A 9,220-nucleotide genomic window follows, 5' to 3' on the forward strand; every position below is an offset into this window, starting at 1 on the left:
GGCGTCGGTGTACGAGCACCTTGGGTCGCGGGAGAAGATAATGGCGCTAGAAGACCGTCTATTTGCGATAACGCTCGAGGCTATCGGTGGGCAGTTCACCAGCTTCTCCGAGTTGGCACAGAAGGTGCACGATGCCGCCCCTCCAGAATTCTCCTACAATAGGCTCGAAGAGCGGCACGTCATGCAGCCCGCATCGATCGTACCTTATGTCTCACTCCTTCATCTATTGGGCATGCTCAAGACCGGCACGGGCGATGTGATCGAGTGCATGCTCGACGAGAAACCGACGCAGGAGGGGTTCGTAGCGGTGGTGGACCGCAAGGCGATTGACGTTCTGACCGCGGCCGGTTTCACGCGCGATGCCTATCTCAAGGTTGTCAAGCGCCTGCTACGGCAAGCTAACGTCGTTCTGCCCACCCTGCGTGAGATCTACCAAGGGCTTCCGTTGAAGGTCAGCGAGGCACAATTCATACAACTGTGCGGCCTAGGCGGTGTTCGAAATCATTTCGGGTTCGCTCTCGTAACCCGCCGCGTCATGTTGCCGAGCCAGGCCTAGAAAATGAGCCGCGAACTATTTGTCGAATACCTGAAGCGCACCGACGCCCGTTCCGACACCGACCTCGCGCACTATACCGTTCAAACTGCGCCGCTTGCGACCCTCGCCTCTTCGGAAGCCAAACCGTTCGTGGGCATCGGGCTCAAGGGTGTGGGCAAAACGGCCAGCTTCCTTACGTTACAAGCAATGCCGGGGGCGGACGTCATCCAGTCCATCAACGCTGAAACCCAAGAACCACAAGACCTGACGGCATCCCGGCCAACGCTACAATACCTTCCGGAGATCCGGTCCGAATTAGCCTTGCAGGCATTAATTGCGCTCGCCGCAGAGATCAAGAAGACGCCGGCGCTCGGGACGAAGGTTCCGCAGGATCTGCAGCAGCGACTTCAGGTTCTACTCGCCGACCTGCAAGGAAAGGCAAAGGACGCATTCGCCAACCTTGGAGGGTTTTCCATCCTTGGCTTTGGCATCAGCTTCCGCAACAAGAACAAGACCGCATCCGACTTCAAGCTGCTTGGCCGCGAAAAGGCAGACGAGGCGCTCAAACTGCTCAAAGATATCTGCGCACAGGTGTCAATCAGGATTGTGATCGACGATCCCGAAGCCATTTTCGCGACCGACGACCGCCTGAACGAAAACCTGATCGCGGCGCTGATCATCGCCGCACAAGAGTTGCAGGCTCATATCAAGAAGAACTTCAAATGCGTGGTGCTGGTAAAGCCCAACATCATGCGCGCACTCCGCCGGGTGGACGAATTCGTGAACTTGGAGCTGGACTCGCAGGTGAGGCTCAGCTGGAGCAACGTCGAGCTGCAAAACGTCATCCTCCGGCGCGCCGAGGCCGCGGGCGTCGACTTGGCCGATGTATTCGGCGCCGCGCCCGAGCCGGCGCTCAAGCAATTGCTGCAGGACAGCAGGTCCGGCCCTCGCGACGTACTACGCCGATTGAGCATTCAACTTGACGCATATCCCGATCATGCGGTCACGCCGGAAAACCTGGAGCTGACGATCGAACGCTACAGCGGCGCGTGCTTCGACCAGATTTTCGGCGCCTATGAGCGCCAGTATCCCGGGTTGGCCCGGATATCACTCATCCTTTTCGAGGGCAAGGCACCCGATATCCGGCGCGCTGCAATCGCCGAACGCCTAGATCAAATGATCGCCAGCAGCCCTGAGGTCCTAGCTGCCAAGGACCAACCTTGGGCGCGCGACGCGACGCTGCTGACAGACCTGCTGGTGCAGTTCGGTCTGGTTGCGGTTAATAAGGACGGCAAGCGAGTGCTTCCCTATCATGCCGACTATGTCGACGAGGCTGAGAAGCCTGATGCGATCTATTCCGTAGTGCCGGGATTGCGAGGGCGTCTTCGCAGGTCCTCGATGGCGGCCGGAACGAAGGTTGCAGCAAAGAAGAGACCTGGCGCAGCCAAGCGGAAATAGAAGAGGTCTAAGCTAATGCGCAGTCTGTACACCCGTCAAGTCGGCACTGACTCGTGTAGACCAGCCGGAAGATGCCTGCGCCGATGTCCGCATTAAGTCAGAAGTTTTCCGCTCGCGGAGCCTGCTGAGTTCGTGATCGACAATCAACTTCACTACTTCGATGTTCATCTCGACCTCAATGCGCGACTTCGGCTGCGGCTTGCGATCCTAGCCACCTACCAGTTCGGTCTGGCATGCGGTGCAAGCCATGCGCGGCCAAGGCCGATCCACCGTTCGAACGCCCGGACCGCCATCCCCTTGTTCAGCCAACCACTCATTGCTCCACCGCCCGCCGAGATCATGGATGCGGCGCGGCGACGTGGCGAACACTCGGTTTAACGACTGGGAAGGTGGATTTAGCAAGCAATCCAACGCCAGATCGCCCACCATCGCAGTGACGTACCCGAGTTCGACCGGTCCATAAGGCTGATAGTGCGCGCCGCAGGCCGGCTCTTCTCGATTTGCATCCTCGCCGTCAGCCCAAGTCACGACCCTGAACGAAGGCGATCCCGTTCGCCCGATATTGCACTGAAAACATCCACCCTCAGGGGCGATCGCAACGGCATGCCCGGCAACGGCGTGCGGTTCTGTCCAGGCGTAGAGGACCGGCCGGCGCCGACCTTGATCGACATGCCATCGATTAAGGGCATTTTCGGCGGACCAATTTCCCGTTGCTGCGACGATCAGGCTCGCCTTCATCAAAAGCTCGTTGTCGTTTTTTAGCGTGCCGTGCACGTCGCCGGCGCGTCCTTCGATCTGCAGATGCGGGAAGTCAGCCTGCAGACGCTCCGCCAAGGCCTCGCCCTTGTTTCGGCCGACCGACGATGCGCCGAGGGGATGCCGACCGACATTCGGCCAACTCAGAGTGTCCGGGTCAACCAGAACGATCCTGCCGACACCGGCCTGTGCCAAGCCACAGGCGATTGGCCCTCCTACCGAGCCGCACCCAAACAGAACGACGGTGCTTAGCAGCAGCCGTGCGGTTCGGGGATCCTGTCCACGCCCGTGCACCCAATCCGCGTCGGCCCGCTGGACAGAGGCCCGAATGACCGGGCTGGCGCCAAAATATCGCCCGAGCAAGATTGGTCGCGGCGTGCGTCCGGACCGAAATCCCTTTGACAAAGGCTCGACTGCCGAGCCGGGATGGGTCCACAAGTTCTTTGGATTCGGCACTTTGACCCCAATCAGGCCAGCTCCCCCGCGCCCCAATGCCCCGAGGATGGCGACGAGATAATCTGGTTCCGCGATGGCTGCCCGTTCCAGGGCCCTAACCGCATCCTCGCCCGTCGCTACCGCCCAAGCGCGCAGATCGGACGCTGTTTCCGGATAGTTGGGCGGAAGCGGCGGAACTCCAAGCCAGATGAAAGCGGCATCGTGAATTGTCGTCTCGACGTTCGCGCCGAAACGGCGGCGAACCCAGTCAGCCAGACTTTTCGCATCCTCGCCAATCACTTCCAGACCCTCTCCCCTCCAAACTTTCACTGCGCGGGACGGCGGGGCGGGGGTGAGCAGACTGAATAAGCGGGTACCGTCGGCTTGGGCCTTGTAGGCCCAGTAAGTCAGGAATTCTTCCTGGAAGTCCCTCGCGATGATCGAGCCTTCGAGCAACTCCTCAATCAGCCGGATCGATCGGTTCAGCAGGTTTTCGGCAACGGCGCAGGGATCGTCGGGATCGCATTCCGCCAGGTTGGGCAGGAGACACAGAATTCCGTCGCTCTCGACATGCGGCCACGCCATGAACTCCGGGTGATCCACCAGGGCGGTGCGGACCGGCACCGTGGGAAAAGCGGCTGTGGCCAAGACGTCTATGCGGCGCACGACGCTGTCCGGAAAAGTCACGGCCACGCGCCAGGCTCCAACGTAGGGGCGCTTTGGATAACAACCATCGATCGTCGGCCTGTCGAGGCGTTCCGGCACCTGCCCGGTCCGCTCGCGCAGCCGCGCTTCGAGCTGAAGCGCTGCCTCTCGCCAGCGAAGGGAGAGGGCCTTTTCAGGCATGACGGCCGCCGCCGGCACTGCTGACCGCGGCCGCCGCGGCCGCCGTCTGACCGAGAAGCGTAGCCGAGCCAATGATGGCTGGCGCGGTCAGCGCTGACCGCTTCTCGTTTTCCAGCCTTTCGCTGAAGAAGGTGGTTGCGAAGACCTTGTCCCAGCACTTGAGGGCGCGCTCGCGCGTGCAATCCGCATCAAACAGCGGCTGCAACGTGTCGGTCGCCTCCGTCAGCTTGTCGCGAAAGCACCGGGCACGCGTATCGTCGGGTCCGCTTGTGATGTGGTCCCCCGGCGTCACCGGATGCGCGATCTGGAGATTCCAGTCGAGCCGGTCACGCATCGCGACCATCGTGTCGTAAAAGGCGCGATCTTCGCGATCCGCCTGCCTGAAGCGTTCCGTCACCACCACGGTGATCCCGAACCCGCTGAGAATGCCGGCGCGCCAGCTGAGGCGGCTACGGGCAAACTTTTTCAAATCACGGTTGATGCGGCGCAGCTGCAGGCCATCCGCCGAATTGGCGCGCTGGTCCTCGTACCAGTCGGAGACGTCACGCGCGTCGGACCGCTTCCAGCCGCTGCTCGACGCCAGCTCGTAGTGGATCTCGTCGTCGAAAACAGTCTTGGTCACAACCCGACGATAGACGGGCAGATCAACGTGATACCCGGCTTGGTAGTATACTCGGACGCAGTTGGAGCGAACTTCCGGCGCCCGGTTGAATTTGCCGTCGTCGACGGCATCGCGCACCATCTGCCGGGCTTGAAGCGAGGTCATCTCCGCGCCGCGCTCGCCGACGAGATCTTCCTTGGCGAAATAGACGCCGTCGTCGATGTCGTAGTCGTTGTCAGGATCGCGCGTCATCGTCCGCATGGCGTAGCTACCCTGTTTGACGAATTCGAGCGGAGCAGGTTCGCCCGCTTTCGCCAGACCATTGCGCAGCCGGCTGCGGTTGGCATCCCGGCGATTGCGCATCTGGTCCTGCTCGGCCTTCGGCAGAGTTACTTCCTGATCGTGGTATGCCCGGACATCTTTGGCACAATCAAACATTTCGCTATCCTTTCACTACGTTAGTGGGAGCGCGGTTCCAGACCGCTCCATTGGCCGGCATCGCCGGCAGGTCGTTCATGAGGCGCAAAATCATCGCTCCATCAGGGCTGCATCGATCGTCACAGGCGCTCTTCGTCAGGTCGGCGTCGGTGTGCGCCTGATGCACCAGGCGATCCATTGCCTCCGGCCGGGTGTCGTCCAACGCCAGATACGGCATCATGCTGGCCGGCACAGGCTTGTTGGGGAAACGCACCCTGCGAATTGAACGTCCGCAATTGCTGATGGCGTTAGCCAGCAGCCGCGCCATATGGTCGAAGGCAAATTCCTGCGCCGAGATGGCGAGCGGCGCGACGTCGGCGCCGAGCGACCAGTCCAGCATCGACCGGTGCGCCGTCTCTGCATCGAGGTGATCGCCCTCTGGGCGCGGGCAGGTGCCGAGTGAAAAAATCTCAATGGGGCGATCGGCGTCGGCGATCGTCAACGCGTCGACTAGCCCGACCATGATCGGATTGTTGGCCCATAAGCCACCGTCGGCGAATACCTGCTGAGGTCCCCCTGGCGCGTTCGGATCGTTTATGGCGGCAAGCGAGCGAAAGATCGGCGCGGCGGTCGTCGCCATACATACATCGACCAGCGGATAGTGATCGTCGCGCACGCCGCTGCGTGGCGTTTTCTTGAACACCCAGGCGCGATGTTCACTCATCAGGACCGCGGGTATGGAAAGCGAAATACCCCGCCCATTGAAAACGTCGAGCATAGTGGTCTGACCGAGCACCGCCTCGAGAGCGCTACGAAGCGCCTTGTCGCCCTGACGCACGTAACGGCTGCCTTGGATGGCTCGGAAGGCTGCGCTCGCCTTGCCGGCGATCCGGTGCGGGAAGATTTTCGGCCCATGCTCGCGATAGAGCGCGACGATCTCCGACATAGGTCGACCGACGGCGAGCGCACAGCCGACGATCGCGCCGGTGCTTGTTCCAGTGATGAGGTCGAAGCCGCGTCCGAGGTCGAGCGCCGATTCGCCGCGGATCCGGGCGAACTGGTCCGTCAGGCGGGAGAGGAAAGCACCGGTATAAATGCCGCGCATGCCGCCTCCGTCGAGGCTGAGCACGCGGTACGGCTGCTCATAAATCTGTTTTTCTGTGGGTGACCCCATTCGTCCAACCTCGTTCGTCGATGACGAGGTTGCAATGTGCCCGCGTCCGTCCATAAGATATAGGAGCGCCCGGATATCGCGTCAAGTAATTGGACGCGATATCCACGAATGAATCGCAATAATAGAGTGATGCAATGCAACAGGACGGTGATCGGCTGCGATGGGGCGTTCTCCGACGGCTGGAGTTCATCGACTTCCGACTATTCTGGGATGGCCGTTTCAATCGCAGCGATCTGGCCGAAACCTTCGGCATCTCAACTCAGCAGGCGTCGGCCGATATCGCCCAATACGAAAAGATTGCGCCGGCAAATCTTGCCTATGATCGCGCCGACAAAGCCTACAAACGAACCGTACAGTTTGTACCCGCATTCATTGGCAAGACGATCGAGCGATATCTCTTGCAGATCGTCGCCGTCGAGAACCGGTGGATGAGGCACGAGGATACTTGGTTCGAGGCCATTCCGCCCGTTGAAGTCGTTACCCTGGGCCGTCGCTCAACCGACCCGACCGTGTTGCTTCGCGTGCTGGATGCGGTTCGCAATCGACTTGAAATCGACGTCGAGTATGCGTCGCTCACTGGTTCTATACGGCAATCCCGCACCATCGCACCGCATGCGATCGCCCACAGCGCGGGACGATGGTATCTGCGTTCCTGGTCACGTGAGCATAACGACTTTCGCGACTACAACCTCAGCAGAATTAACGAGGTAAGCGAGTGGCGGCGGTCGACGGTCGACCCCGCCCTCGATTTCGAGTGGATCCACAAGATCAATCTCGTGATCGTTCCGAACCCAGAATTGTCGCCGGAACGCCAAGCCGCAATCGCCGCAGAGTACGCCATGGAGAATGGCAACCTAGTGCGCCCATGTCGGCTTAGCCTGAGCTTCTACCTGATGACCCAGCACAATCTCGATGTTGAGCCCGGTAAGCTCAAGCCAGAGAAACAGCAAATCGTGCTGCAGAACATGGAAGAGGTTTTCCAGGCGAAAGCTGCGGCACGCCAGATGTCAATCGAGGCTTTGGCCCGCGCGAAAGGAAACCAGGGATGACCATTAGCGTGCGCAGCCGCCGCCATGTCCTTTCGAGGCCTAACGCCAGGCCACTATGCCAATAGCTGCGGTTCTATTGTTCGGCAGCCTGGCCCGCGGTGACCAAGCGGAGGGATCGGACACCGATCTTCTGATGATCAACACGGACAACGAAACTCGGCACCTCTCAAAGGGACACGCGTCGCTGTTCCTGTATCCATGGACGCAACTGAGGCTCGACGCTGGGAATGGCGATCTTTTCGTTTGCCACTTGGTCCGTGAAGCGAAGGCGCTGGTTGATCCTGAACACTATCTGTCGAAGCTCAGGGCGGCGTTTCGCTTCCGATCCAACTATGAGTCCGAGGTGAAACGGGCGACAGATTTGGGTTGGTTTCTGGTCAGGTTTGGCGAGACCCTCAATCCTAACCTGCAGGCAAAACGAACCCTTTGGTGCATCAGAACGATTCTGATTGCACGGAGCGCAGAACGTCGCGAGCCCGTCTTTGCTCCTCAGTTGCTTGCTCAGCGGACAAAATCGGACGCAGCTCGGGACCTCCTTCGCGGCCGCCACAATCCACGCGACTCAGCCGCTCTGTCTCGTTCGCTTCGCGCCTTCCTGGAAGAGGAAACAAAGACCGAGACTTTTTACCAAGAGGCGGATCGGATCACCTTCGGCCAACGCTTCGCGGCAACGTCCAATAGAGTTGCGCTGCAAACCTTGGATCAAGAAGACAAAAGCCGGGCTGGCTATCTGTGATTTCTTCACTACGAGGCGCGTGCTTTCAACCGTCTCGATAAAGCATACAACGACACTCGGACAGGTATTTTTTCCGCAGCAGGACACACTGGGACCTCGATACGCTCGTGGCGATAGGAAAGCCGAATGTTCACCCGTGAAACGTTGGTCGTCGATGGTCCGCTGGCATTCCGAACGCAGCGGATCGCCGCAGCACGCGAAAAGACACTGGGCCGCGAAATCCTGACACTCCCGCTTGTTGCAGCGCGTCTCGCTGGTGGGTTCATAACGCCTGCCGGCACGGACGTTCTTTATCCGGCCATTCAGGCAGCATTGGCTGCTGGACGTTTTCAGGAGATCGGCCGCGTCTCAGGCCTGCCAGGTATGCCGCGAGCGGTTCTCGAGTCGCTCAACGCGGCATGGCGGGCTGATATCGATCTAGCCTCTCTCCCCCAACAGATCGGGCGCTTCGCCGATCTGCATCTGATCGAGAGGCATCTACGTGACCAGCTCCCTGCATCCCGGAGGCTTCCGCGCGATCTCCGTGACGACGCTTTGGCGCGTGTTTCCCATGCGCGGACCTTGCTTGGGCGGGTGACACTCGCCGGGATTGTTGACATCGACGCTCTGTGGCGTCCCCTCCTCAATCAGCTTGCGCGGTTCACCGAGGTGACTTTTCCGCAGCCTGCTTCAGATAATCCAGGGTGTTGCGGGTGATCCTGAGCAACTCGCGATAGCGCTTGATCCGTTTGGGACGGCCGCGGCTGTACTGGATCGTCCACGCCCGCTTCTTCGCCACTCGGCTGTGATCGTGCCATTGGATCGCGCTGCCCAAGGCATCCGCCTGCTGCAACAGCCGCACCATCACCCGCACGGCATCCCACAGCAGAGCGCTGTCGCTCGGCTCGTGGATGAGCGCCGCGGCGCGCTGATCGTCTTGTGCAAGACCGACTTCTTCGGGCTCCACCCCCACGGCAGCCGGGCAAAGGCCCGGAACGAGGCGGAGTCTTCGAGATGGAATGCCAGCTCTTCATAGCTCAGTTGGCGGTGCTGCTTGAGCAGCGCGCAGCGCAGCACGGCCTCAGCCGGCAGGCCCTTGCGGCCGGTCTCCTTCACACCGTGCCGACGCAGGTCCCCAGCCACTAACGCGAGCAGGTCGCGGTGTTCGTCCAGCCATCGCGACATGGCTTTCAGTTCACGGCCGATCTCGTGTCCGGCGAAAAGATCGAATATA

The 9,220-nt window shown here is 60.5% G+C and carries 8 protein-coding genes and 1 pseudogene; 5 read left to right on the forward strand and 4 right to left on the reverse strand.

The genetic code is table 11. The features are described from left to right. A partial coding sequence (locus G6N73_RS33185; protein WP_206079228.1) for a hypothetical protein occupies positions 1–556 on the forward strand: 556 nt, incomplete at its 5' end. Between the two features lie 3 nt (positions 557–559). Further along, positions 560–1,993, forward strand: coding sequence for a P-loop ATPase, Sll1717 family (locus G6N73_RS33190; RefSeq protein WP_165034153.1), 1,434 nt, complete (start codon positions 560–562; stop codon positions 1,991–1,993). Positions 1,994–2,200: 207 nt separating this feature from the next. Here G6N73_RS33190 and G6N73_RS33195 read toward each other — a convergent pair whose 3' ends face one another. Genes G6N73_RS33195 through G6N73_RS33205 form a run of 3 tightly spaced genes read right to left on the reverse strand, consistent with a single transcriptional unit; the run spans position 2,201 to position 6,276 of the window. Further along, positions 2,201–4,030: a ThiF family adenylyltransferase gene (locus G6N73_RS33195; protein WP_165034154.1), complete on the reverse strand. Its 1,830-nt coding sequence runs from the start codon at positions 4,028–4,030 to the stop codon at positions 2,201–2,203. Beyond that, positions 4,023–5,069 (reverse strand): cyclic GMP-AMP synthase DncV-like nucleotidyltransferase, encoded by a 1,047-nt coding sequence (locus tag G6N73_RS33200; RefSeq protein WP_165034155.1) that lies wholly within the window; start codon positions 5,067–5,069, stop codon positions 4,023–4,025. The genes G6N73_RS33195 and G6N73_RS33200 overlap by 8 nt, the downstream gene beginning before the upstream one ends. 4 nt (positions 5,070–5,073) lie before the next feature. Then, on the reverse strand, positions 5,074–6,276 hold the full coding sequence (locus G6N73_RS33205; protein WP_246252772.1) for a patatin-like phospholipase family protein: 1,203 nt from the start codon (positions 6,274–6,276) through the stop codon (positions 5,074–5,076). An 80-nt stretch (positions 6,277–6,356) separates the two neighbouring features. Here G6N73_RS33205 and G6N73_RS33210 point away from each other — a divergent pair, with 80 nt between their 5' ends. The 3 genes from G6N73_RS33210 (at position 6,357) to G6N73_RS33220 (ending at position 8,703) form a co-directional block, all read left to right on the forward strand. Next, a complete protein-coding gene (locus tag G6N73_RS33210; RefSeq protein WP_165034156.1) occupies positions 6,357–7,271 on the forward strand; it encodes a helix-turn-helix transcriptional regulator in 915 nt (304 codons plus the stop codon). A gap of 55 nt (positions 7,272–7,326) precedes the next feature. Next, entirely contained in the window at positions 7,327–8,007 is a 681-nt protein-coding gene (gene halB / locus G6N73_RS33215; protein ID WP_281353019.1) for an anti-phage Hailong system nucleotidyltransferase HalB, read from the forward strand. 126 nt (positions 8,008–8,133) lie between these two features. After that, positions 8,134–8,703 (forward strand): hypothetical protein, encoded by a 570-nt coding sequence (locus tag G6N73_RS33220; RefSeq protein ID WP_165034158.1) that lies wholly within the window; start codon positions 8,134–8,136, stop codon positions 8,701–8,703. Here the strand turns inward: G6N73_RS33220 and G6N73_RS33225 are convergent. Then, positions 8,660–9,219 (reverse strand): annotated as a pseudogene (locus G6N73_RS33225) (transposase); the annotation flags it as partial. The gene G6N73_RS33220 and the pseudogene G6N73_RS33225 overlap by 44 nt on opposite strands. Position 9,220: the final 1 nt, after the last annotated feature.

The sequence above is a fragment of the Allomesorhizobium camelthorni genome, from assembly GCF_011045125.1.
GTDB lineage: Bacteria > Pseudomonadota > Alphaproteobacteria > Rhizobiales > Rhizobiaceae > Allomesorhizobium > Allomesorhizobium camelthorni.

Coding starts and splice junctions, on each gene's coding strand:
- G6N73_RS33210 (WP_165034156.1), top strand. CDS start 6,357: ATGCAACAGGACGGTGATCGGCTGCGATGGGGCGTTCTCCGACGGCTG.
- G6N73_RS33200 (WP_165034155.1), bottom strand. CDS start 5,069: ATGTTTGATTGTGCCAAAGATGTCCGGGCATACCACGATCAGGAAGTA.
- G6N73_RS33190 (WP_165034153.1), top strand. CDS start 560: ATGAGCCGCGAACTATTTGTCGAATACCTGAAGCGCACCGACGCCCGT.
- G6N73_RS33195 (WP_165034154.1), bottom strand. CDS start 4,030: ATGCCTGAAAAGGCCCTCTCCCTTCGCTGGCGAGAGGCAGCGCTTCAG.
- halB (WP_281353019.1), top strand. CDS start 7,327: ATGCCAATAGCTGCGGTTCTATTGTTCGGCAGCCTGGCCCGCGGTGAC.
- G6N73_RS33205 (WP_246252772.1), bottom strand. CDS start 6,276: ATGGACGGACGCGGGCACATTGCAACCTCGTCATCGACGAACGAGGTT.
- G6N73_RS33220 (WP_165034158.1), top strand. CDS start 8,134: ATGTTCACCCGTGAAACGTTGGTCGTCGATGGTCCGCTGGCATTCCGA.